Source organism: Paenibacillus sp. EC2-1, from assembly GCF_049311625.1.
Lineage (GTDB): Bacteria > Bacillota > Bacilli > Paenibacillales > Paenibacillaceae > Paenibacillus_AQ.
Genome location: NZ_CP186007.1, coordinates 75,911 through 99,090, shown reverse-complemented (window position 1 = coordinate 99,090; position 23,180 = coordinate 75,911). Strand labels below are relative to the sequence as shown.

At 42.5% G+C, this 23,180-nt stretch carries 37 protein-coding genes and 1 tRNA gene; 6 read left to right on the top strand and 32 right to left on the bottom strand.

Going from position 1 to position 23,180, the window contains the following annotated elements:
• Window positions 1–211 precede the first annotated feature (211 nt).
• The 32 genes from ACK8P5_RS26020 to ACK8P5_RS25865 all read right to left on the bottom strand — a co-directional run bounded on the left by ACK8P5_RS26020 (window position 212) and on the right by ACK8P5_RS25865 (window position 18,954).
• A tRNA-OTHER gene (locus tag ACK8P5_RS26020) sits at window positions 212–339 on the bottom strand.
• An 11-nt stretch (window positions 340–350) separates the two neighbouring features.
• Window positions 351–632 carry a hypothetical protein gene (locus ACK8P5_RS26015; RefSeq protein ID WP_422661815.1) on the bottom strand — a complete coding sequence of 94 codons (282 nt, stop codon included), beginning with the start codon at window positions 630–632 and terminating at the stop codon, window positions 351–353.
• Window positions 633–1,160: 528 nt separating this feature from the next.
• Window positions 1,161–1,454 carry a DUF2829 domain-containing protein gene (locus ACK8P5_RS26010; protein ID WP_422661814.1) on the bottom strand — a complete coding sequence of 98 codons (294 nt, stop codon included), beginning with the start codon at window positions 1,452–1,454 and terminating at the stop codon, window positions 1,161–1,163.
• A 44-nt stretch (window positions 1,455–1,498) separates the two neighbouring features.
• Window positions 1,499–1,744, bottom strand: a complete 246-nt coding sequence (locus ACK8P5_RS26005; RefSeq protein ID WP_422661813.1) for an acyl carrier protein — start codon at window positions 1,742–1,744, stop codon at window positions 1,499–1,501.
• The gene (locus tag ACK8P5_RS26000) at window positions 1,737–2,120 is read right to left on the bottom strand and encodes a hypothetical protein (protein WP_422661812.1); all 384 of its coding nucleotides are present in this window, start codon (window positions 2,118–2,120) and stop codon (window positions 1,737–1,739) included. Before ACK8P5_RS26000 ends, ACK8P5_RS26005 begins: the two co-directional genes overlap by 8 nt.
• Complete coding sequence (locus ACK8P5_RS25995) at window positions 2,117–2,824, bottom strand: hypothetical protein (protein WP_422661811.1); 708 nt, start codon at window positions 2,822–2,824, stop codon at window positions 2,117–2,119. The genes ACK8P5_RS26000 and ACK8P5_RS25995 overlap by 4 nt, the downstream gene beginning before the upstream one ends.
• Window positions 2,787–3,287 (bottom strand): hypothetical protein, encoded by a 501-nt coding sequence (locus ACK8P5_RS25990; RefSeq protein WP_422661810.1) that lies wholly within the window; start codon window positions 3,285–3,287, stop codon window positions 2,787–2,789. The genes ACK8P5_RS25995 and ACK8P5_RS25990 overlap by 38 nt, the downstream gene beginning before the upstream one ends.
• A gap of 497 nt (window positions 3,288–3,784) precedes the next feature.
• On the bottom strand, window positions 3,785–4,144 hold the full coding sequence (locus ACK8P5_RS25985; RefSeq protein WP_422661809.1) for a hypothetical protein: 360 nt from the start codon (window positions 4,142–4,144) through the stop codon (window positions 3,785–3,787).
• 126 nt (window positions 4,145–4,270) lie between these two features.
• Window positions 4,271–4,963, bottom strand: coding sequence for a hypothetical protein (locus tag ACK8P5_RS25980; RefSeq protein WP_422661808.1), 693 nt, complete (start codon window positions 4,961–4,963; stop codon window positions 4,271–4,273).
• 112 nt (window positions 4,964–5,075) lie between these two features.
• The gene (locus ACK8P5_RS25975) at window positions 5,076–5,453 is read right to left on the bottom strand and encodes a hypothetical protein (protein ID WP_422661807.1); all 378 of its coding nucleotides are present in this window, start codon (window positions 5,451–5,453) and stop codon (window positions 5,076–5,078) included.
• Between the two features lie 34 nt (window positions 5,454–5,487).
• Complete coding sequence (locus tag ACK8P5_RS25970) at window positions 5,488–5,718, bottom strand: hypothetical protein (protein WP_422661806.1); 231 nt, start codon at window positions 5,716–5,718, stop codon at window positions 5,488–5,490.
• 93 nt (window positions 5,719–5,811) lie between these two features.
• Complete coding sequence (locus ACK8P5_RS25965) at window positions 5,812–6,636, bottom strand: hypothetical protein (RefSeq protein WP_422661805.1); 825 nt, start codon at window positions 6,634–6,636, stop codon at window positions 5,812–5,814.
• Window positions 6,637–6,742: 106 nt separating this feature from the next.
• Window positions 6,743–6,997 carry a hypothetical protein gene (locus ACK8P5_RS25960; RefSeq protein ID WP_422661804.1) on the bottom strand — a complete coding sequence of 85 codons (255 nt, stop codon included), beginning with the start codon at window positions 6,995–6,997 and terminating at the stop codon, window positions 6,743–6,745.
• An 11-nt stretch (window positions 6,998–7,008) separates the two neighbouring features.
• Window positions 7,009–7,473: a hypothetical protein gene (locus ACK8P5_RS25955; protein WP_422661803.1), complete on the bottom strand. Its 465-nt coding sequence runs from the start codon at window positions 7,471–7,473 to the stop codon at window positions 7,009–7,011.
• A 438-nt stretch (window positions 7,474–7,911) separates the two neighbouring features.
• The gene (locus ACK8P5_RS25950) at window positions 7,912–8,226 is read right to left on the bottom strand and encodes a hypothetical protein (protein ID WP_422661802.1); all 315 of its coding nucleotides are present in this window, start codon (window positions 8,224–8,226) and stop codon (window positions 7,912–7,914) included.
• A 104-nt stretch (window positions 8,227–8,330) separates the two neighbouring features.
• Window positions 8,331–8,924, bottom strand: coding sequence for a ribonuclease H family protein (locus tag ACK8P5_RS25945; protein ID WP_422661801.1), 594 nt, complete (start codon window positions 8,922–8,924; stop codon window positions 8,331–8,333).
• Window positions 8,921–9,445, bottom strand: coding sequence for a hypothetical protein (locus ACK8P5_RS25940; protein WP_422661800.1), 525 nt, complete (start codon window positions 9,443–9,445; stop codon window positions 8,921–8,923). Before ACK8P5_RS25940 ends, ACK8P5_RS25945 begins: the two co-directional genes overlap by 4 nt.
• 65 nt (window positions 9,446–9,510) lie before the next feature.
• Window positions 9,511–9,678: a hypothetical protein gene (locus tag ACK8P5_RS25935; RefSeq protein WP_422661799.1), complete on the bottom strand. Its 168-nt coding sequence runs from the start codon at window positions 9,676–9,678 to the stop codon at window positions 9,511–9,513.
• 30 nt (window positions 9,679–9,708) lie between these two features.
• Window positions 9,709–10,122 (bottom strand): hypothetical protein, encoded by a 414-nt coding sequence (locus ACK8P5_RS25930; RefSeq protein WP_422661798.1) that lies wholly within the window; start codon window positions 10,120–10,122, stop codon window positions 9,709–9,711.
• Window positions 10,123–10,206: 84 nt separating this feature from the next.
• A complete protein-coding gene (locus tag ACK8P5_RS25925; RefSeq protein WP_422661797.1) occupies window positions 10,207–10,464 on the bottom strand; it encodes a hypothetical protein in 258 nt (85 codons plus the stop codon).
• A gap of 23 nt (window positions 10,465–10,487) precedes the next feature.
• Entirely contained in the window at window positions 10,488–10,667 is a 180-nt protein-coding gene (locus ACK8P5_RS25920) for a hypothetical protein (protein ID WP_422661796.1), read from the bottom strand.
• A gap of 13 nt (window positions 10,668–10,680) precedes the next feature.
• Entirely contained in the window at window positions 10,681–10,893 is a 213-nt protein-coding gene (locus tag ACK8P5_RS25915; RefSeq protein WP_422661795.1) for a hypothetical protein, read from the bottom strand.
• Window positions 10,894–10,936: 43 nt separating this feature from the next.
• Window positions 10,937–11,185 carry a hypothetical protein gene (locus tag ACK8P5_RS25910; RefSeq protein WP_422661794.1) on the bottom strand — a complete coding sequence of 83 codons (249 nt, stop codon included), beginning with the start codon at window positions 11,183–11,185 and terminating at the stop codon, window positions 10,937–10,939.
• A gap of 55 nt (window positions 11,186–11,240) precedes the next feature.
• On the bottom strand, window positions 11,241–14,855 hold the full coding sequence (locus tag ACK8P5_RS25905; RefSeq protein ID WP_422661793.1) for an RNA dependent RNA polymerase: 3,615 nt from the start codon (window positions 14,853–14,855) through the stop codon (window positions 11,241–11,243).
• Between the two features lie 43 nt (window positions 14,856–14,898).
• Window positions 14,899–15,477: a hypothetical protein gene (locus ACK8P5_RS25900; protein ID WP_422661792.1), complete on the bottom strand. Its 579-nt coding sequence runs from the start codon at window positions 15,475–15,477 to the stop codon at window positions 14,899–14,901.
• Between the two features lie 136 nt (window positions 15,478–15,613).
• Complete coding sequence (locus ACK8P5_RS25895) at window positions 15,614–15,820, bottom strand: hypothetical protein (protein ID WP_422661791.1); 207 nt, start codon at window positions 15,818–15,820, stop codon at window positions 15,614–15,616.
• 22 nt (window positions 15,821–15,842) lie between these two features.
• Window positions 15,843–16,046 carry a hypothetical protein gene (locus ACK8P5_RS25890; RefSeq protein ID WP_422661790.1) on the bottom strand — a complete coding sequence of 68 codons (204 nt, stop codon included), beginning with the start codon at window positions 16,044–16,046 and terminating at the stop codon, window positions 15,843–15,845.
• A 76-nt stretch (window positions 16,047–16,122) separates the two neighbouring features.
• Window positions 16,123–16,947, bottom strand: coding sequence for a Rho termination factor N-terminal domain-containing protein (locus tag ACK8P5_RS25885; RefSeq protein ID WP_422661789.1), 825 nt, complete (start codon window positions 16,945–16,947; stop codon window positions 16,123–16,125).
• A 92-nt stretch (window positions 16,948–17,039) separates the two neighbouring features.
• Complete coding sequence (locus ACK8P5_RS25880) at window positions 17,040–17,705, bottom strand: hypothetical protein (protein ID WP_422661788.1); 666 nt, start codon at window positions 17,703–17,705, stop codon at window positions 17,040–17,042.
• 132 nt (window positions 17,706–17,837) lie between these two features.
• Window positions 17,838–18,389: a hypothetical protein gene (locus tag ACK8P5_RS25875; RefSeq protein WP_422661787.1), complete on the bottom strand. Its 552-nt coding sequence runs from the start codon at window positions 18,387–18,389 to the stop codon at window positions 17,838–17,840.
• Window positions 18,390–18,463: 74 nt separating this feature from the next.
• A complete protein-coding gene (locus tag ACK8P5_RS25870; protein ID WP_422661786.1) occupies window positions 18,464–18,730 on the bottom strand; it encodes a hypothetical protein in 267 nt (88 codons plus the stop codon).
• A 20-nt stretch (window positions 18,731–18,750) separates the two neighbouring features.
• Window positions 18,751–18,954 carry a hypothetical protein gene (locus tag ACK8P5_RS25865; protein WP_422661785.1) on the bottom strand — a complete coding sequence of 68 codons (204 nt, stop codon included), beginning with the start codon at window positions 18,952–18,954 and terminating at the stop codon, window positions 18,751–18,753.
• A 453-nt stretch (window positions 18,955–19,407) separates the two neighbouring features.
• Here ACK8P5_RS25865 and ACK8P5_RS25860 point away from each other — a divergent pair, with 453 nt between their 5' ends.
• The 6 genes from ACK8P5_RS25860 (at window position 19,408) to ACK8P5_RS25835 (ending at window position 23,165) form a co-directional block, all read left to right on the top strand.
• Window positions 19,408–19,869, top strand: coding sequence for a hypothetical protein (locus tag ACK8P5_RS25860; protein WP_422661784.1), 462 nt, complete (start codon window positions 19,408–19,410; stop codon window positions 19,867–19,869).
• Between the two features lies 1 nt (window position 19,870).
• Window positions 19,871–20,206 (top strand): hypothetical protein, encoded by a 336-nt coding sequence (locus tag ACK8P5_RS25855; protein ID WP_422661783.1) that lies wholly within the window; start codon window positions 19,871–19,873, stop codon window positions 20,204–20,206.
• Between the two features lie 371 nt (window positions 20,207–20,577).
• Entirely contained in the window at window positions 20,578–21,429 is an 852-nt protein-coding gene (locus ACK8P5_RS25850; RefSeq protein WP_422661782.1) for a ParA family protein, read from the top strand.
• Window positions 21,386–22,249, top strand: coding sequence for a hypothetical protein (locus ACK8P5_RS25845; RefSeq protein WP_422661781.1), 864 nt, complete (start codon window positions 21,386–21,388; stop codon window positions 22,247–22,249). Before ACK8P5_RS25850 ends, ACK8P5_RS25845 begins: the two co-directional genes overlap by 44 nt.
• 116 nt (window positions 22,250–22,365) lie before the next feature.
• A complete protein-coding gene (locus tag ACK8P5_RS25840) occupies window positions 22,366–22,497 on the top strand; it encodes a hypothetical protein (protein ID WP_422661780.1) in 132 nt (43 codons plus the stop codon).
• A 332-nt stretch (window positions 22,498–22,829) separates the two neighbouring features.
• Window positions 22,830–23,165 carry a hypothetical protein gene (locus tag ACK8P5_RS25835; protein ID WP_422661779.1) on the top strand — a complete coding sequence of 112 codons (336 nt, stop codon included), beginning with the start codon at window positions 22,830–22,832 and terminating at the stop codon, window positions 23,163–23,165.
• The last annotated feature ends 15 nt before the right edge of the window (window positions 23,166–23,180 follow it).

The window sequence follows — 23,180 nt, the reverse complement described above, 5'->3', positions numbered from 1 at the left end:
GAACCTCACCAGCTGAGTCCTACGTGTTTTATAAGGTGTTGCCGGCCGGGAGTAGCTAGCTCACTGACGCACCTTTCAGCCTGTTTAAGGAATATTGGTTTAATGGGGGAACTCGATAAAAACGCCCCTATTGTGAAGCCGATCGAACCATATCCTCGATATGATTTATTTGCACCGCAGCAAGTTCAGCTTCACAATAGGATGTTTTTGTAGACGGCAGCAGGATTTGAACCATGCATCCATTTCACTTACCCCTACTAACGACATCAAATTACGTCGCGTTTTGGGCAAGCTACTTCTTCATCAGGAGGGTGCTCTACCAACTTGAGCTATGCCGTCAAATGGTATGTTTACTCTTGTTTTTCGTTATCTGCAACAAGATGTCTATACATTACCTTTTCAGATTCTTTTGAATTCTCAATCTTCTTTTTATCCTTCCGTTTAGGACCACTCTTCTTTTTAATTGGGCCATAACTTTCAAGTGGCTTATACTTTGATGAATCTACCCATGTCCACGAGACCCCATTGTAGATCAAGAACTCTATCGTTTCTCCGATGGTCCTTACGTCGTATACCTTATGGGTGACTTTAATTTCTCCATAGCCACTTAGCTTAGGTTGAACTTCAAACATTTGGATAACCTCCTCTTTTTTAATATTTTATATGCCCGAGTATAAGATTGATAGAGCTCGGGCATAATTTTAATAGGGTCGACCCACTCTTTTAAACTGGAAGAAATTATGAGATTAGATTGCTCGTTAAAACGATTTTCAGTGACCAAGTGGTAAGATCCATATCTAAAAATCGTTTAAAACGCAAACTGCGTAAAACTTTAATTATACGCCGTTTCTGCAAGTTATCTCTCAAATACTTCGAAATGCTCTGTTTTTCGTGATAATAACAATACAGATAATATACAACACAATCAATGGTCAATTCAAGTATTGTTTTAATCGCCTAGGGCTTCCTGTGACGCCATTTCTTGGTGATTCTTGAAATAGATACTGGTATTGCGTAAAACCAGTATATGAGGGTGCCAAAGGCTAAATAGAAGATACATATGAGGAATAGGAGACACAGGACCGGTAAGAGCCATGCCATCTGCCAAAAACTTTCGTATCGCTCTCTCTTCCACATATTTTCAAACGGATCAATATGAATCATTGAGCAACAGTCCAGTCGTCAGCAAGAAGATCCGCTTGTGAAGCAAGCCATCCGGGTTGCCATTGACCAGCTGCAGTCCACATCGCGATATATGGTTGTGAATCTAGCGGTGTATCTACGCCGATATGTTTTGCTGTACGATCATTTACCTTCGGTCCAGGCTCTTGCTGAGAGTGAGGTGGTAAGTATAACGACGGCATTAATACGATCCACATACCCTTGCCGTTCCAGCCTTCTCTTGCAACCTTCTTTCCTTGCTTCATTTCTTCGATAGCTTGTCCGATGTTCACATTATTCCTCCTCAGGTGTAGACATATTCAGAAAAGAGATTATCTTAATTAGACAACAACCTGTGCACCGTATTAACGACGTCTTGAACGGTATCCCATGAAGCGAAATCCCCATGAGGGATATCGATATCGTAGTGATCCTCTAGATCCTCACATACGAGGAGAATGTCTACGACTTCCGCGCACAAATCGTTCTCTAAATGAGATTCTAGATTCGCTGATTCGCCATCTAGACCAGCGTCATCTAAGAAAGTTTTTACTTTTTCAAAGATATCACTCATATCACTCATGGAGATCCTCCCTTTCAGATAATAAGCCCATAGCGTCGATTTTATCGTCTGTTTTGATATTTTGTACCATAGTCACTAGCTTGAGAAGTGTTGCTATGGATAAGGATGTTTTTGTACTGTATCCGATTAAGACGTCGACCAATGAAGCTGCATATTGTGTTTCGGTGAAGTCATTGACTGCATCTTGTCTAATTTTTTCAACTTCATCATCAGACGCAGATGCGTGTTCCTTCATAGCGTTGATTACTTGGGTATTCGTCATACTGGAGAGGACCATGGCTATTTTAGCCGGATCCTCAACCCCTTGCTTAGACAGGTCCTCGTAAAACCTAGCTATGATTGGTTCAAGCCCTTTTAATGCATCTTGTTCTATCATGGATGAATAACCGTATTGTGATATCCGGATGCATTATAGAAGTGACCATAGCTATCTTTCCCTCTCACAGGCCCTGCATCACGTACTGTGATATCCGTTTGACAGTTATGACAAGTAACATGATCCGTTCCTTCTGGGATGTAGTGCTTTCCTTTATTATCACACTCAGGGCAAACATACCGTGTGCGATAGCATTTTGTCTCTAATCCCTTGATCGTCTTTATCTTGATACCTGTTCTGTAGAACTCAGGCATCGTTCCAGGATCGAAGTTTTCGTCTACATGCGGCTTTGAATCTACCTCTAATCCTGCTTTGGCCATCGCGTGATATAACGGGCTATCCTCAACAGTTGATACTTTCGTAGAGAAGACGACTTCGCTTTCCGGCTTTGTTTGTTCGAATGTAGCACGAGGTCTATCGTCATAAGGTTTCGTTCTAAAGATCTTGTTAGAATCTTGTGCGGCGATAGGAGCCACAGATTTCTTCTTATCCTCAATATGCGTGATAGCCTCATGTGCAGTATCACGCCCAAATTCTGTGGGTCCTACATATTCTGCGACACCAGTCAGTAATGGAGTAGTTGCCGCACCGAATACTGAAAAGATACCAGTAATGATTGAAGATACATTGTCATGATTGACATCGTCTAAAGTTAACGACGCCTTCTTATCGTCCGCTGTCAGATTCATTATTAGATTTGCCACTAGAATCATCCTCCTTGTACTCTCTCATAAGGGTTAGTCTTTGAAAGTTTTGAGCCATCCCTATCGTAACGTTTTGAAGAGCTATATAAATGTCATGTGCGTACACTGGGTGTGGACTTGATTCTGTTATATGATCGATAACTGCAGCAATGGATTCGATCATCTTCATCCGCACAATGTTGTGCGGTTCAAGGACATCAATTTCTCGATCCATGTCCATTGCCAAAAATAAAGACGTTCTAGCGAGACCTTCGATCGCATTATTAATATCTGGCTTGTTTTCTTGAACGTCTGCATGATCGGAAAGTGCGTTGTCGAGTTTAAAAACGATTTCCTCAACTTTCACATTTTCCTCAGCCATCTTACTATCAAGATAGTCGGCGATAGCATTTACGGCTTGGTCGCTCTTTGTTTCTTGATCCTTTTTATTTTTTGCTTCATTAAAGGAAACCACTTTTGTCATGATGTTACCCTCCTAAAATCATTCACTCCGTTCTGCATACACAACATACTGGTGTTAGGTTTATCCTTGTTTAGTCGCCAGCTCCCGATCAAAGGCTGCTACCTATTCGCGGCACTACAGTCAGAGCCTAATCTGCCGACGATCCGATGAAAAACAGGAAGGGTGAAAAAACATCAGATCATCAGCAGAGGAAGCATGCGATCACGCTCGCAGCATGCGGCCGCTGATTACAGTTTTACCCTGTTACCTCTGGAAATCACTCTATATTACATACATAATTCATTGGGGGAAACCATGAAGAGAATATAGAGTGTAATGTTGTATATGCATAACGGAAGGAACGAATCCTTCCTACCCATACCATTAGGTCAAATCAAAAGAGAGTTTTGAAGTGGGTGCAAGACCACTTCATCAAGAGCGTGAAGGAGGAGTTGGGGGCAACTATGTTCGGGGGGACCGAACAAAATTCACGCTCTTGATGAAGTAGGGAATGAGGTTTACTCATTCCTATTCTCCATAACTACACTGTTGTAATACTCCAATAACGTATTCAAGGAATGAATCAGTGCCATCATTTCCTCAATATTGGTTCTTTCTTGTTTATTGCCAGCATCGAGTGCTTTGAGGATTTGATCAGTCAAGTCTCTAATAACCTGGCTTGTTTTTCCCTCGAGTTGTTCTTGTGTCATTTGTGACAACGCTATTAGAAAATAATGAATTGCTTGACTCATGCCAGCCGCGATAACAAATGGATTAGATTCTCCACTACGCTGAACTTCTTCTTGCACCGCTTTATCTACAGCAGATGCAATTCGATCAATGTTCTCTCTGGTGAATGATTCGGTAGGTTTATTCACGAAGTTTCAACCCCTCTTAATATAACCGGGGAGGGACGTCGTCCATGGCGCCCCAGAACCCCTAGCCATTACTTTACTGAACAGTGTCACAATTGTCAATCTCATTTTGTAGCATTTTGCTACATATTATGATGCTTCTTCATCAAAGAAGTCTTCATCGTCAGGCGCACCCTTTGTGGTGGCCGCCTTCTTTGTAGTTGATTTACCTTTCGATGATTTGGATGATGAAGCCTTCTTATCTTTCTTTTCCTTCTCGGTCTTCTTGGCATCGCTCTTCGTATTCTTGCCTGCCGATCTTGAAGATGTTTTCTTTTCGGATTCTTTATTTCCATCTTCAATAGTTGGCTCTATTTGAACATCATCGAAATCCTCTTCGTCGAAGTCTCCCATATCTGCAGACCCACTACCATTACTGGAAGCATTCTGCGAACGCGCAGGGAAATATGCGCTTAAGATTACAAACTCAAAAGTTTCGTATGGTACGTTTGGAACGTCTTTCTGCACCTTACCCTTAGATGGAGAATTAAAAGTAACTTTAACTGTCTTTTGCTTTTGGGTAGGACGCGGATAACCGGTTAAAACGATACTACGACCTTCTTCTGCGCCACCGTCTTTTGTAAAGTTCTCTCCAAGGAAGCCCACAAGTCCGCCATTCTCGCCATAATCGGCAAAGCAGACAGCATCGATCCAGTGATAGTCTCCGCTTTGAGGATCACGATAATTCAAGCGCCCACGGAACATCTCGCGATCTTCATTATTGCGCTTCCACTCGTGAATCTTCCCATTATACATACGGCCCATAGTAGTTGCGTTAAACATAACAAAACATCTCCTTATAATTTAATTTGATTTGGTATGAGAATTGCTGAACATCAAAGGTCGTGTCAACGACCCGATTTTAAACACAGAAGGTCGTGACAACGACCTGGTCTTAAGCGTATTGAACTTTTACTTCCTTAGTTGCGATAATACTGAGATTGATAGAATTGCGAATCTTGAACAGGATTGCTTTCGACTCGAAGTCGCTGTATTCACTGAGTATTACGTCAATCTCTTCACGAAGCAGGAATGGATCTAGGCTTTCGAAATGAATTGTACGGATACCGTCTTTCAGATCCATCAGATGGGGACTGAACATACACATCATGTATGGAAACTCATCGGTACGATCTGCGATCAAATAGACTAAATCACAACGAATCGCCATAAACTCTTCCTTACTGATGCGTGCGCCGGTTAACTTGTATCCTTCGGCTGCGCCGAAATAAGCCATCTTAAATGATACTTTTGGAACGTCTGGTGAGAACATAGATAACCTCCTCTCTATATGTGTTTAATACTTATCAGAGCCTGATTACATAAATGTTGATGAACTGCGCGTACGAAGGTTTATCCTGTTTCGACACCATCGCGTGTTCAATTTCACGAACAAGAAATAACTGATCGGTCCAGCCCGTACCGTCTTTCTTTGCGATTTTAAGTTTGTGATCTACGCTCGGTAGTACCTCAAACCCCAATGTTTCAACCAAAATGTCACCCTCGTTTGATCTTACAAAAACTGATGCTATTAACATTAACGCTCAGCTCCTCAATGAATTGTTTTCGATATCTTGGATAAAATAAAAAAAACAGCCGATATTTGAAGGGTCGGCTGTGCCCTGTGTAACCTATTCAGTGTCTGTGTCTTGGATTTGCAAATTCCCGTCTTTGTCTATGATTAATTCATCTTGACAGAGTGGGTTTGGACATCGGTACAGAGACCCTTTGCGTCTCTTGAAGAATGGCACTACAGTCGTAGGGTCACCGCCGTTTAACTGAGATACAACGGTTCGAGTGTTTGTAGTCCAATCCGTTTTCGTATATTTGGCTCCACATTTAGGACAAGGGATCATATTCCAGAAACGATGCGATGCATTGCGATAGTGCTCGGATAACCAACCTTTCTCCTTGAGTTTCAAATCCGTAAAGTTATCAATAGCGTCAATGTATCCTTGCGGATCACCAAGTTCGGAACACTCTGAGTACATGAATCCTTCCTTGGTGATTATGGATTCGAATTCGGCGGCCCAAAGAGCAATATTGGAGCTCATTTCTGTTGTAGGAAGATCTAACTCATTTTTCGGTATAGATCCTGAGGCGATAAGATACCCCACGTTCATTCCGATTTCAGCAATATTTTCTTTAATAGACTGTTCCTCTTGTAGGACCTGTGCTGTGGATTTTCCAATATTCCTTGCTATGAGGAATTCGTCCAATTTAAACCTAATAGCATGATAAGCTTCGCCAAAGAATAATTGTCTATCATCGTAATCGATCCAATTAATATAGTCTCGATCCTCTTGTAATTTACTCAAGAAGTTTATGGTGTTTTCGCGATGTGCGATATCCATGTCGGATATATTGATCCGCTCACCGTTAGCTCCAATCCATACGCCCGATTCGGCAAAAACACCTGGTATTTCAGCTTTAAGCTTATTTACTTTTACATCCATAGCGCCTACTCCTTATCCCTTACCTATTTTACATCACTGTACCATAAGTATAATGAAAGACATTGTAACAATACCCCGCGTGACAACGCGGGGCTCCAGTTTACTCTTACTCAAACTTTAAGTCATCAACGATAGTACCAATATCGTTGGTCATATCGTCTTCGGTAAGAGAAGCATATCTTTGCGTACTAGCAACTTGATACTTCCAACTACGAAGTATCTTAATACGTTCTTGTACCTTGTCCCACGGTGTGATTATGGTATCAAGCATGATAGGTCCATGAATGGGTTTTCCCATCTCGTCATGACGGATTAGTTCGCGCTTGAAAATAATCGTTGCCTTTCTTCTCTCCTTAGACAAAGGAGCACCTCCTATTTAGTCGGTTTGATGTGGATGATCGGTTTATCTTTTGCGCGACCTAGTGTAGCTAAATCGATGAATGTCGAAGTCACGTAAGATAGTGTGTCGAGTGCGCCATGCAGGATCTTACCGGCGGTTCCAAACGTCATATCCAAAGCAGAGTCAACCATATTGCGCTCGCCTCGGACGTTCTGCGCTTTGGTTGCAGACGGACCCATCTTCGCGCTTGCTTTTTCCAACACCTGAATTCGAGAATCCATCTTATCGAGCTGTGTTTGCATCGAATTGAATCGTTCATCGATCTTCACGTTGTTTTCATTAAGTTGTTGTTGAACGATACTGCTGATCATATTCATCATATCATCCTCAATATCTTCCGCCTCGATGTCTTGCAGATCTGCATCATCATCAATGTCGATAACAACACGATCGTCGTTTTCATCATTGGTGCGCTGCTGTCCATTTTTTACAGACATTTTACCAAACCTCCTAGTATTTAGTGTATATTAAACAAATCTTTGTGAACATTCTGTGACAAAGGTTACAAAATGCCCTAAAGCTTGTCTTAATATATGTATGTGACAGTAACTCTGTTCACCTGAATGACAGGGTCATTGAAGAAAGCGAAGCGTCGCCAATGATACTGGTCATTTCATTCCCTTATTCGGCTTGAATGAGTCATTCAGAGGGACGTACACCGGAGCCCTGTGAGGCGGAGGTGTGTGCAGAGATAGACCGACGCGTTCGTTTACACTCACTTGCTCCGCTCTCTCTTCAATCTCTACCTTCAATCAAGGGGATAATCCCCCAGGGCGAGACATCGCCCGTCCTCATGCAGATCAAGATATACGAGATTCAAATCTTTCAAGTGATACGCGGATAACAAAAACCCCGTCATATGACGGGGACTAGTATTAGCTTTTCTCGAATGACGGGGTTTTGGTGATAGCTTGGTAAACTACATACCCGTCTTTAGGATGAATATCTATCTTCAACTCATTATCATACAAATGATCTTTCTTCTTGACCCATTTTTCGGCTTGAACACGGGTATCGAAACGGGTAAGCATAGTACGATGACGCCATATTTCTCGCCATCCTTTGTTATCTTGTTGGTGGAATTCTTCCAATTCATTTTTATCAACGACATAATGGGATTCATTTTCACAACCACGAACGAAGCATATCCCTATTGCTGATGGTGACCCTTTATCTGCCGATAATTTCATAGCACAAGACTTACATAGATACACAAGGACCTTATCATCTATTATAACTTGGTCATCAAACGTGGGAATATTCATAAAACCTCGTATCATGTAGTTTCATCCTCTCATATGATCTTCTTCATGCCAGCTTTAGCTTCGAGCTCGTCCATCTTGAGGTAGCATAGCTGATCGACGTATAAGTTATTACGATCGTTTTTATGACCCTCAACCCATATGAAGACGACAGTGTGTTTCTTGATAAGACTGTGTAATTCAACCCACAGATCTTTATTTTTAACCGGCGTACCTGCTTGCGTCATCCATCCGTTATACTGCCAAGTCTTGATATACTTAGTGATACCATTCTTAACGTATTTAGAATCGATTCGGATGACGACGCGAGTCGGGTTGCGAAGCTTTCTAAGAGCTACGATACACGCCATCATCTCCATACGATTATTCGTCGTACCCCATTCACCGTCGCACCAAATCTTCTGATATTCTTCACCATCAAGCTGCGTCTGCAGTAGGCAAGCCCAGGCGCCGACAGAGTTCTTGAATCCATTCCGCCTACATCCGCCATCAGTCCAAATATATACGACAGGCTTATTACGTTTTTGAGCCTGCTTGTTGACGTGTCCTACCTTAGTATTCTCTGGTAGTCTTTGGTGTGCTTTTAAACCTAATAATTGACGAGGGTTCTTGGCATTGAGCTTCATCCGGAAACACAATGGTCGTCTCGAAGTAGCTCCATAGTCTCATGATAAGCTTCCTTTGTAGATGCGTAGACTCGATAATCTTCGAGTTCTCCTAAGTAAAGACCGGTCGGAGGATACGATTGTGTAAACGTATCATATACATAGAACATATGGCCCGATGGGGCATGATGAAAAGCGGATACGGAATCATTAATTGGTTTGGCAACAGCTGTAATCGAGTGAACAGAGTCACGGATTAACTTAGCTAATACTGAACGCCGGTGTTCCCATTCTTCGCTGAATTCTGTAGGAATAGATTCTGTCTGATCGCTCTCGACGGAAGTTTGTTTGTTAGAGTATACGAATTCAGAATGAGTAAAGATCTTTTTTACCTCCTTAACGATCGATGGAATGGATTTAAGCAGGGTTGTAATGTCGGGAATAGACAGATCTTCAACCTCAACCTGCATATTCTTGATGACCATATCCTTTTCTTCACTAATGGGGATGATAGCTTCCTCAATATTAAATTTGTAGTTCATTAACAATTCACCATCCTAATGATTTTTGGTTTAGAGCCACATCGTGCAGGGCCAATTTAATAGACTTAAATAAAAAGAGGGCGGACGATTATTTCGTCCGCCCCATCATCCTCGAGATCCATGTTTTCTAGCAATGTAAGTCTTTTATCGAGTTTTCGAAGTAATTCATCCCACTCGGTTTGAATTTCATGGACCTCACGCAAACCTTCCTTAATGTCAGCTGTGTATGACATATGAATGACCCCTTCGATTATAATTTGTATTTACTGATGATGATTTATTAAGTGCTCCTTGACGAGCTTGATGATCTCTTTATCATCAGCTGCACTTGAAACATCGACTGTTGATATATCGTTGGTGATGAGATTTGTTACGAGTATTCCGGTAGTTTTCGTAACACTCACAGATCCCCAGTAGATATCATCGTTATCCCAATCTTCGATATCCATTTTCTGATCCGCATTTACACAAGCAGAAAATTTAAAATTATCGAGATCCGGGTCCACCTGTTGCGGGGTATCGAAATCGAAGTCGAGTATAATATCATCGAGAAGTGACCTAATTTCATCAGACACTTCTGTTATTCTAGCAAAATTGCCGGTTAAGGATGCCTCCTTTAAATCCGTAGTGAGATCATCGATTCTCTGAGCTCTCTTTAAATTCTCTATTGATGGCATAGTATAAATCTCCCCCTATTAGATCATAATGATAGTACGGATAACAAAATAGGGCGCGTCAGCGCCCCGATATTAACGATCTCTTTAACCAAACTGTTCATATGATCCAAAACCAGTGCGTGGATAACTAGGAAGACCAGAGAAGCTGAATGATTGTGGAGCTGTCTGGAGCTCAATCAAATTAGACGAGAACTCAACCTTCATATCTACCCAAATCTCGTCGATGCGCGTACTGGTTACGACTTTTCCTTTGACATCTGAATCCCCGATACGCACATTGATTTCGTCAGGGATAGGCTGACCCTCGCGGATCATTAATGCTATTTCAAAACTTGCATTCATGCTGTAAATTGTCTCCTTTGACATTAAAAATTGAATTTCTTCTCTTCATAGAATCCGGTAGCTGGTGAAAAGGTAAATACACGACCATCTGGTAAATTATAAGAATCCGTAGCTTCATCCCATTCAGCTTCGCAACGGTTATCATCACATAAAGAGAAAATGTCACTAATGACACAACGACATATGGCGCAACGAGATACCATAATTAACACCCCCTTAGCATTGTGCATGGTCTGCCGGAAATATTTTATTGTAGTATGTTTCGCTACATTCTTCCGAACAGATACGTCGCTCTACTGATATATCAACAAAAGCAGTGTCTTCCTCACATACAGCACATGGCTTCAAGTCGCCACCAATTATTACATTTTCAATTACTTGAAGTGACTCACCAGTGATGCTATTAGCATATTTAATTTCAAATTTCACACGAAACTCCCCCTAATATCGTATAAAAGCAAAACAGGACGCGTCAGCGTCCTGCTCGTTTCTTCAAGACTGTAATGCTATCTCCATCGTACGAAACGTACTGGAATGGTCCTAGCGGTATTGGCGATTCAGTGACCAAAATCTTACCTAAGAATCGCAACGGTTGAGACATGTCTGTGATTACCCCCGGTTCAACATCCATTAGGTAACCTTTAAAGAAAACATCTTCATTTTCGTGAACAACGAATGCCTCGACAAAGTCTCCAGCTTGGGCCAATTCCAATTCTTTCATACAGCATATTCCTCTCTGGTTTAAAATATGGGTAGGGAGAATGATTCTCCTGTTACTAGGCTAATTTCTCGTACAATTTAGAAGGAAGATCCTTTTCCAGAACAAGAATCGCTAGGTTTTCGTATTCAGAACCTTTAATGCGCGTTGCTCTAGTCGGAGTCATGGACGAGTAATCGACAACAATATCACCATGAAGAATCATCATTGGTATAGTTAGCGATTTACCATTCTCATTTGTGAGAATGACTTTCAGGTCATCCGCATATTCAGCAGACGCATGAACAATGCTTAATTCTTCCATGATTGATTCTATGCGATCAGATGGCATTTCGTCAATTAAATCGTCGGTGTCAATTTCGACATAATTATCCGTATTTGGGTCGGCGTAGAAATATCCATAGGAACCACCATCCATATTATACATGTAATCATCATAATGGGGAACATCTGTTTGTAAATTTTCTTCTTCAATATCAGTTTCAACAGCATCGATATAAGTAGCATCTAAGTGATATGCTTTTGTTTCTTTGATAGACTCATCCTTCTTCGCTGTGAAGGTAGGCTTGAGATCATCGATGTTACCTACCTGGAACGTACATGGTAGGTAGGATCCGATGATATCTTTAGCATCCTTATCAGTAGAGCAGATACGAGTAAGTTCGCCGTCAACCTCTGCGAAAATACCAATACGCAGCTCACCATCTGGACCATTGTCTCTTACACGCTTAGCTGTCACAATTCCGTCATTCTCTTTTAGGATATCGATAATAGATTCAGCAGACTGACCATTTTGTTTGAAACCAAGAATCGTAAACGGTATATGCAGATCATCAGGACGCACGGTGCGATCCTTCTTCGATTTCTTAAGACCGGCATGTGCCATCGCGATGTAGAGTTGACCATTCTTACGATACGTTTTGTATGTGCCGTTCTTTACGTTTGCTGTAACGATATATTCAGCTGTCTTTGACTCACGACGGTAGAAAGACAACTCGCTAGGGATATCATCGATATGTCCTTCATAGTCAGCTTTACGTAGCTTAAGGCGAGTCTCTGTTGTTGCCGCGATATTAATCAACATACCTTCGTATGCAACAACCCATGGGAAACTGACTGCCTTGTTCTTGCCTTTTGAGTAAGCTACTTTGTAGGCTGCGGACGCGATTGAAGAGATGTCTGCATCGATGGAGAGGATTGCTCTCTGATATTTATCGAAGATGTGAGACATGAACTCTTTCAACTCATCTTCTTCAAGTTTCATATCACGCAAGCTTTGAAGTTCCTTGTTGTAGGACGTGAACAATGCTTTTACGATAGGACGGATGCGGTTCTCTTCAACCTTATCGGCATGGTCTGTGATCTCAAAGAAGAAATCGCGATAGCTACGCTTCTTATCTTCTTTAGTCTCCATCTCTTTGTATGACTTGAGGTAAGACTTCACAGCACGGCTAAGCATACCCAGTTGCGACTTGGATTCGAATACCTCTGCACCTTTGATTCCAGCATTAACTGCGCCCATGCTCCATGGCAACCAGTCAGGGGATTTGTTTGTGTTCACATACTTCGGAACTTTAGGGAACCAACCCGTCTTAGCGAAGTCGATAGCCCACCCTTGCATGAAACGAAGAATCTTCACGATCGTTTCGATTTGCTCAACACTGAATCCAAGCTGTTTCATCTTATCTTCGTTTTGCAGAAGATCCTTCCAAGTGGACGCCATGTTTGTGATTTGTCCAATTGTAGGTGCATCGTTAGTGATTGTATTCAAATCATACTCGTATAGCTCCTGACGGTTCACTGGACGTGCCTTTGCACTGAATCCTTCATCATACAGCATTGGCAGGTCTGTCTGTACGGCGTTAACGATCTCCTCGTTATCTACCATAGCGATACGGTCACCATCTGTGTCAGCACCACCCATACGTGGAAGTGTATCGTCATATGGATTCATGATGAGTAGATCGTTGTAGAAATATTCATAAGATGGAACTTCAACCGTATTAATCACAACAGCCTCACTCTCATGAATCAGCGGAGAGCGGAAGCCGGCATAGCGACCGATAGTGTTGTTGAAATAATGCTGACCAGCCTGCAGGACGGACTTACGTCCAAACATGCACTCGACAGCGGTAGCGATATAAGGATTGCAACCATCTACTGGAATACGACCACCTTTCATACGATCAATGAACTGTTCTTTCAATTGACGAATGGACTTCTGCACCCAACGCTCTTCGATCATATCTGGATTCTCATGAAGAACCTCGATGATCTTTTGAACCTTCGTGCCTGCACGCTGCATACGATCCTCGTAATCATCCTTAGACTCATCACCGGAATCAATCATGTTCAGGAATGCAAGTGCCTCTCCAGCATCAGTGAAGATACTGTCATGAAGCTTCTTGATCTCACGAGCGGCGAAGTTCTTCACGTTCACACCTTTGAGCGCTTGCCAATATTGATAACCCATGAATGTACGATTCGTTTTGCGTGGCTTCTGATACAATACGATCTCAAGGTTAACTTCATCGATACGCTTCGGATCGAAGTTACGCTTCCACATGGAATCTGTGAACATGATATCGGATTGGAAATTGTAGTAGTGAATCTCCTCACCATCAACAACGGTATAGAAATCCTTACCCATGCCTTTCCAGAAGCGCATGATCTTCTTGTCTGCAGATGAACGGTGATCGCTACCGTTGCAGTCTGTTGTTTCATATTGATGCTCATGTACGATAAGAAGTCCTTTGTTCAGACCCATACGTACCTGGAATGCAGACGGGATCTTCTTCCACAGTTCTGCGAACTCTTCGGATGCTTCATATGCAAGCTTAACGATACGATATTGCTCCAATGTTTGAAGCATGAATTTACGATCCTTCCTAGAGATCAAGTGAAGCTTTTGTGCTGTACGGATGGCTGCGGAAGGAAGGATTGTCCCTTGACCATCAAGTGGGTTATATGATTTTGTCATACCAGGAAGCGATTGAATGGACATCGACTTCTGGTCGTAGATTTCAACGTCATGTGTGCGCTCAATCTCATAGTCAGGCATTACGTCGAATGTATATTTCTCATCAGTGATCTCAATCGTCGACGATAATCCCAATCCTTCATGAGCGCGGATCTTTGCAATAACTTCATCTGTCGCAATCTCCATATTGAACGTTACATCGCGGCGGATCTCTGCAACATTAAGTGTTGTGTAGATAGCTTTACCTTGACGTACCTGTGATGGAGAACGTAGTGCGATACGCATTGCTTCTTCATATTGGTTACCATCTGCATCGTAGCGAAGAATCGTAAAACCCTTCTTAAGCAGATGAACGATGATGCTGAGCTCCTTACATTTACTCATGTCGACAACGACAAACTCGCGTGCCAGATTCACTGTCACTTCAACTTGTAGGAGCTCACCATTTTCATCTACGATAGGTTGATTCGTATTCTCGTCCTTCGCTACGATACTTTTGGTTTCTGTGTCATGAGAGAACGTACGGAACAAACGGTTCTCACTCGTCATGACTTCTTTGGAACGCATGAACTTCACATCGAAGTGTTTAGTATCGAATACTAGGCGATCGTTCTTCTCACCTTTGACGCGTACGAATTGCATTTCCTCTGCACGGATGATTCCTAGTTTATACTGATTTCTTTTCTTAGCCATGATTGATTATCTCCTTTGGTATGGGTATTGGTATAGGTTGATATTAAACTGCGCTCTTGGACTGTCGCTTCGTGTTCGTAATCCGGTACAACTCTTGCACAAGTTCACGCGGATTGTTTGTTGCAGATCCTAGAATCTTGGCGACCAACTGATCTACAGTCATGACAAGTTTCTTACCTGACTCCCAGGCTAAACACAGATGACGTGGTGGCAGACTATCGCTAGATGATTCTAGTGTGAATCCTGTAAGACTGAGTCTTGATACGATAGCATTATCTACACGACCATTCATGTGGATGAACTGGAATCGTATTGATCTGCGATTGATGACGGTGATGTGATATTCGCCGATGATACGACGACGCGTTTCAATCGCGGGCGGACCATCTGTTTGTATCTGCTCGATACGGGCTAGGTGAGGAGCAAGCATCTCCTTTACTCTTGATGCCTCCATCTCTTCGGCTCTCTTGATCGCATAATCGTGCGCCGCCTTCTTATCTGCAGATCGTTGCTCTCGGCGGCGCTCTAAGTGATTACGATACATAGCACTGATCTGCTTATCGCTACGTGTTTCATACCAGTACAATGGATAGGGAGAATACTTAACTAAGACATCGATCATTTCCTTTACCTCCCTACTTCTTAGGTGATAGACAACAGACATACTTCTTCATCCTCTCTTATTAGTGTGATGATACCAATGTTACAAATTACACCTACATCGTCTTAATACAAAGAACAGCATCTTCATCCGATAATCATCGTCTACGCGTAAGCGTATCGAATTGATGATAATAATCATCAGAAGAGATATCGCCAGGTGCCGTGTCAACGGCACCAATCCCTTGTGGGACATATATTTGACGATATTCTATCGAACTTGTACATCGTACCAGAACTGGTACAACCTGTAAGACGCGGTGTGGTTCTGCTTGAGAATTCGGATTATTATCCTCATCTCTCACCAAGATGCATTATCATCGTCGTCTACTCGATCGATATGCTTATCACAATCATCGTTAATGATTGATATCCGAGCGGCCCGATTGTATTCTCATGAGAATCTGATATCGTCATCTGCGTAGTGCAAATGCCCGGCTGTCGCCGGGACCCGGTCGGCTTGGGTGATGCGGATAGACTGGTTACCATACGCCGGTAGGCGGGATATCGATAACCGAGTCGCTGCCCCATCGCAAGCTTGGTGTAGGGTAAATGAGCGGAACCTCGTCCTAACCTAAGACCCTCTACGATTCGAGGGGTGCTGATATTACATATAGTCATTGCTAAGCACTGTGTACATGTAAGTGTCGATCGCCTGATCAACGGTCATAGATGAATCAAGCCCGTTGAAGAATTGGCGTATCTCTTTCCCGTAATTGGATCGTACTTCTTTTTCGCTGATGTTCATCATCGTTGAATAAGCCGATACGAATTTGGATAAGATGATAGGGTCGACAGCACCACGGTGCGGACGAGTATTTTCCTCTGATGTCTGAGCACTCACATTCTGCTCAGCCACATGAGATTTACGTTCAAGAACTTTGATCAGCGCTGGCTTAGCTTTGATTCGCTTAAGCGCAGCTACGACCAGTGCGATGTCGCCATCGCGGCCATTGATCAGTTTCTTGAAGAATTGTATTTGTGTGATGTAGGATGTTACACAGGATGTACCTGTGGACTCCTTGAAGATATGCATGTTGTAGTCCTTCTTGGACCAGCCAATAATGACACGTTTCCCACGTACCAAGAACTCAACTCTGGTATTGTCAGATTTGAGATACTTGACGAGGGGATGGTTTACTTGGACGATTGTGTCCTCGGTGAATAGGTCATCGTCATCCAAGTCTACAGCCGGCGTTTCCTGTGTCGATGCGGATGTTTCTTCTGACGTATCATCGTCATTAAGATCGCCACTCATAGCGTCGAACACATCGGATGCCTGCTCGCTGTCGCTCGCAGGTTGAGGTTTAGCGGATCCTTTAGCTTGCTCGATAGCCAAGAGTAGAGCAGCCTTCGTCATTTTGGAATATCCTTTGATGCCAAGAACCTTTGCTTCTTCTTTCAGGGATTTAACAGTGATTTGATTAGTCATGATAATAGTCTCCTTTTAATTTGGTTTATTATTAATATGGTATGGGTGAAGATAGACCCCACTTGCACATGGGGTCTGAGAATAGATTTAGATTATGCTAAATGAAGTACCTTACGCAGATGAGCGATTTGTGCCGGAGTCAGATCTACAATATCCTGACCTCCTTCTATAGGAGCAGCGGCAGTCTTTACGTCGATCTTATCTGCAGTCCAATTCAGACCATTGACGATCATGTGATTAACACCTTTGACTGCATTGGCCACGAGATCAACAGCTGCATCTACACCTACGTGCTGTACATTGGCTACGACGCGAATGCCATTAGCAGTAAGCTTGCGGATGCTGTTTTGTGTCACTTTTCGTGTCTCTGTTACTTCTTTTAATTCATTCATCAGATCTATCTTTGCTTGGCCAGCAGCTGTATTAATTTCAGCTAGGATCTCTTGCATACGACGCTTAAGGAAACCGTCTTTCTCTTCTAATTGCTTAATCTCATCTGCGTGTGCTTCCTTTGCTTGCTCTTCTGTTACCACAGTAGTTTCTTCTTTCACTTCACTCATCTCCTCATTGGTGGTCTTGGAGTTAACCAAGTCGCGGTACTTAGCCTCCATTGCGTCAAGTCTAGCATTCCATTTTTTGTTGTTTTCATCAAGAACCTCCTTAGTTGCGGTTGCTACCATGGATAGGACTTGCTCTCTAGTGAACAATGCCTCTGTTGTTGTACCGTTGTTAGTGTTCTTTGCGTTGTTCTTAGTCATGATTATATCTCCTTTCGCATAGCTCTGTAATCCATATTAGGTGTCTACTATGCAGTGCCAATATAAAGGCACAAGAAAGGACACCATCCATCTGCAGATGATGTCCTCGCCCTCTACCTTCATGCATGTGTATTAATAAATATCACGTTCATGTGCGTATAGATCCAGTAGTTCTTTCAGTGTCATGCCTGTGTACTTGCGTGTAGCCATAGCAATGGTTGACCAATTGTTTCTTACAATCTCAGGGGTAATACGACCGAATAATCCGTACTCTCTACGATACATATCGAACTCACGGAAGATACTGTCTTTATCCCATTTAGGCTTGCGGCCTGTAGGTGTAGTAATTGTCAATGTTTCAGTTGTCTCTGTCGTAGTAGTAGTGGTCGTTGTTGTATGCTCGATGTGGATGTCACCTGTGCGCACACCCTTCATGAGTAGGCTGCGTAGTTCATTTATATCTTTCATCATATCAATCATTGCACTGCTTTGTTCTGCGATGATATCCATAGTGTACTCTAATTGTCCACGAAGAGCATGTACCTCAGCGTTGTATGCAGACACACCAGAGTTGTGGTACTCATTCTTCTTAGCGAATGCTATATCCTCCATATCCTGCATCATTTGACGACGTGTTAAGTTCCACTTAGCTAAACGTTTATTTGTATTTGTCATTGTTCTCATAGTGGTAAAACCCTCCTTGGTATATTTAACCTTCAACTGGTGTAGTGCTTATATATGCATGGGTATTTATTTTTTTATAGTTTACCCATTGCTTCTTTTAGACAATCATAAAATGTACCCTTGTTCTTTTTCGGTGCGCTAATTGGTTTTGCCTTCTTTTCCATATAACGATTCATGAAATCAGGTAGTTCTACTGATGATGGTACAGGTGCGATAGATCCTTGCTGTTGAATTGGTGTAGCTATACTGACTAGGGGTCTGGAGTACCCAGTGATCCCCTTATCGTTAGCCACCATGGTTGTCATACGTCCATTAACTACTCTTCCAATTGCCATTCTCATAATTGACATCTCCTTTAGTATTAGTAGTCGTATCCGTCTTTGCGATCGCCAGTGAAACGGATTAGCTCTAGTAACTCACCATTGTTCAATGAGATTACACGGTATGATTCATCTCCTAAGTACTCTGAATACACAAACCCTTTCTGGTCGCAGTATCCTAGGAATTCAAGATGTGCCTTGTTCTTTAGTGCGTACCCATAACCCTTGTCTTTGTCTTTCTTCATTGTCGTTGTCTCCTCACATGGATTAGTTTATTGTGTGACCGGGTGGGGCATGAAACTACCCTATACCCCATCACATATATATATGGTGCTACTGCGCGGAAATATATATAATTTTTACCCCCTATACGATTTTACATTAAATGGTAATAGCGCCATGCAGATGATGGTACCGAAATGCCCGTAACGCCTTGATTCATCTAGGGTTACCGTGTATAATGCAGGTAAGTCCAAAAAACAATTATTCTGGTATATTGTCCTATGTAGTAATCCCCTGGTAAGACGACCCTCCCCCGGGTCGTTTTGCTTTTATATATATTGTCAATTGCGAGAATGTTATGTTACGATACGTTTGTAATAGTTTTTTCTCCTGATTGAATCAATATGGCTGTCGCTGTCGTCTACGCGACAGCCCTTTTTATAAATAACATGTCAGAATTGAGAGGGGTTATGAGGATGGAACTAAAAATTATTAAAGCGTTAGAGTTTGCTGACATGACTCTTGTAATCGGAGATAAGTTTATAGGCTCTATAGCGAGTATCAACTGGATAGAATCATTTGACGGCTCGGACGATTATAAGATCAAAGGCTCGTTCAGGTGTTACGTGATGGATCACGACGACGGGATAAAGGATCTGATGAGACGATCGAGCGAGATACCGATGGGTATATTCTATGGATCTGAGTCCGGTCATAGTTCAATAGAGCGCATAGATGGGCCGGTTCTTGTTGATTGTCGGCGCTATGCGGATACAAATGAGCAATTCGTCTACGATGAGTATAGGTTCAAAGCTAAGGGCGTAAACCGAGTGCCAGTACCGCAAGATCTAGAGATATCCGGATCTAAGGTGGCTACGGTTAGCGAAGAGCTTCAAAGACTGCTTCTATCGCGTACGAAAATTGGAGGAGAATATTAATATGGAAAATGAACAGAAGAAATTAACTGAGGATCAGGAGGCCGCTGTAAAGGCTGCGCAGGTGGTCGCCCTATTCCCTCTCGAGGATATAAGCAAGATGGAGCGACTTGTCGTATCGGAAATTGGTCGTCTAGGTAAAAGCCTAGAGCGTGTTACAGAGAAGATTGATCATACGAAAGAAGAAGTCTTGAGTCTAGAGAAACAGCGTAACAACATCATCCTCGATCTACAGGGTTTGATGATTGATGGCCTGGATAAGATCCCAGGCGCAACAGCTCGCCTCCTCGATCGAAACGAGGATTATCGCGGACTGCTGTCTCGCGCAAGTCTCAAATAGTTAAATATTAAATAGATTAATCACAACCCACCCAACACGCCGGACTAAACGCAGTCCGGCGTTACTCTTGTCTACTACCACGACTGACACATAGGTATACACATCGCAAACAATCTTCCTTAATTATATTCCTATTTTATATTCCTAAAATATAATGATCTAATATATACCTACATACCGAATATACTCCTGATTCCTATTCATTATTCTGGTACTGACTTCTTGAGTAATATTCTTAAACCTTATTCACGATTAGTATTCCTAATGAATAAGCATCTTCATGATTTATCTTCAATATTTTAACACCCCAAAACCCTTGACGAATAAGGAGTTTTCAAGTACGTTAGGGCATGAAGGGGGATGGACAATCTATGGGGAAAACAATTAGTTTTGGTATTCAAAAAGGTGGTTGTGGGAAGACCACAGTCACGGCAATGGTGGCGACAATTTTGTCGAGAATTGGCTTTAAGGTTTTGGCGGTCGATTACGACTCTCAGGGTAACCTCACGCAATTTCTGACACAGAGAGATCCGTACGACTTTACTAAGAAGACAGTATTCGAGGCATGCAAGGCATTGGACGCCAGACCGTACATTCATGAGATTAACGAAAATCTTTCGATTCTAACGGCCGAGGACTTCCTGGCAGGTCTCAACAGTTGGATCTACACCGAGTACGCAGCGCAGCTACAACGTGAAGGAAATACGGATAAGTATGCTCCCTCCAAGATCCTGATGAAGACATTGGAGACGGTTAAAGATGAGTATGATTTCATCTTAGTCGACCTCCCTCCTAACCTTGGTGAACTTACGATTAATGGTATGGCTGCCTCCGATTATGCAGTTGTAATCCTGCAGGCGGAGCCATTCTGTAAGTCATCTCTCGAGCGTTATCTAGAGACTCTTCAACATACGATTAATGTGATTAATCCAGACACCCGCCTACTCGGTATACTAACGGCGATGATCGATTCTAGATATCTGATGAGTCAGCACATCCTGGAGACGACTCGTGAGGAATACGGCGAACTTGTTTTTGATACAATTATTCGTCGTAAAGCTCGTGTCTTGGAATACACTTTCGAGGGTATCAGCAATTGGAATTATAAAGCTGATCGCGAAGCACAGCAGATGTATATATCACTCGTAGACGAGATTTTAAAACGAGGAGGTTATCCTAATGGCATCGAAGCTGGATCGCTGGAAGAAAATTTCCGCAAATAATACTACGTCTATAGAGAACCCAAACAAGGGTGAAATTATTGACCGAATCGGCACTCTACCGCCAGATGACGCGCATGACGTGCGTTTAAAGACAGAACCGGAATCAGGAATAGAATCAGGGAATACCCCTACTATTCCGGAATCATCTTCTGAAAATGAGAATAATAACATCACTCCTAAAGATGGAATACAAAATAGGAATATACTTGAGGAAGATGAAGAAGGAATAGATTCCGATAATAGTAATCAGGATCCTAATAACGATTCCACTTCTGATAATAAGAAATCCGAATCTACTCAGAATCTTGAAACTAGGAATACAAATAAGGAATATAAAAATGATTCCGATTCTAGGAATACAAAGAATACTCCTAATAACGGAGTAAATAAAAAGAATAAGAATAAAGAATCTTCACCAAGAATAGATTCTAAGAATACGAATAATATTCCGAGTGAAGGAGTAAGAACCGAGAATCAAAATCGTCTTGAAGAAGATGAGGGTGATTCGGAGTATCGACTCCATCAGTCAGGCGACGACGGAATGGGTCTAGCTCATCGTGTCAGCGGTAATGTGCTTAATTATGTACAGAATAAAGTAACGAAAGAAATGACGCACAAGAAGACAAGTTTTATGGCAAGCCTGCCCAATTTGGCGAAGCTGGAATTGTTTGATAACGCTCATGGTGGTCGAGTAAAGGGAGAGTTTCTTAACTCTCTTCTCGAAGAAGCCTTCGCGGAGCTCGAAAATGATCCGCAGTGGAAGAGGATATTAAACAAAGATATCGATCGTGTAATTGCTAGAATACGCAAGAAGAAGTAAAGAAGATGGTTGTTTAGGCGGAGTGTAGAAAGATAGCTTGGCAGATGGTATAATTAGGAGGACAAGTTATCGGTGGGCATGACACGGCGAACCTGAACCCGAAAGGGGGTGACGCCGTGTCATCTCTTATTAGTCTCCTGACACTGATTTTGGACCTGGGTGAGAAGTTAGTTAGTCTTACTGTTGGCGTAGTTGCTTTACGCGAGGTCTGGAAGAAGTTTCGTGGAAACAGAAAAAACCACCGGTAACAGGTAAGCGCCTTGTCCGGTGGTCTTTCTCTGATATGATCGCCGTGATATCTTGCCTGCTGCTCTTGTCGGAAAGAGATCTCAATGCTACCAACATTGGGGTCTCTTTTATTTATACCCGATAAGAGAACTCTCTATGCGTCTATTCTACTCCATTTTTCGTCGCGTCGCAAACAGTTTGAGACGACTAACGTTGATTTGACGACTTGTTGCGTCTGTCTGCTGTATCCTTGCGGCGGGACAATGACATCATGGATTCTCCGGCGACAGCCGGAGGCATTTATGATACACTTCTTCCTGAGAACTGAATATGCGTATGAGGACGTGATATTATGCTGCCGATACAGGTCGACCAAGTTCGAGCACTCTCTCAATCCGAAGGATTATTCGATCACGAGATTGCGGATCGGATGGGGTGTCATCGTACGACGGTTACTCGTTGTCGACTCAGATATGGAATACCTCATACCAATTTGGCGAATCGAAGAGACAAGATACAAACCTGCAAACGATGTGGGCAACAAGATTTGATCTATCGGAAAGACCGGATACTTAAGTATTGCGGATCATGCCGGGATACGATCGAGGATGAGCGACGAGAAAAGAAGCATCTTCGTGATGGAAACAAATCGAAAAAACATTCCGAAGGAATGTTGCTAACTTCGTAGTTTCAAGTAATAATA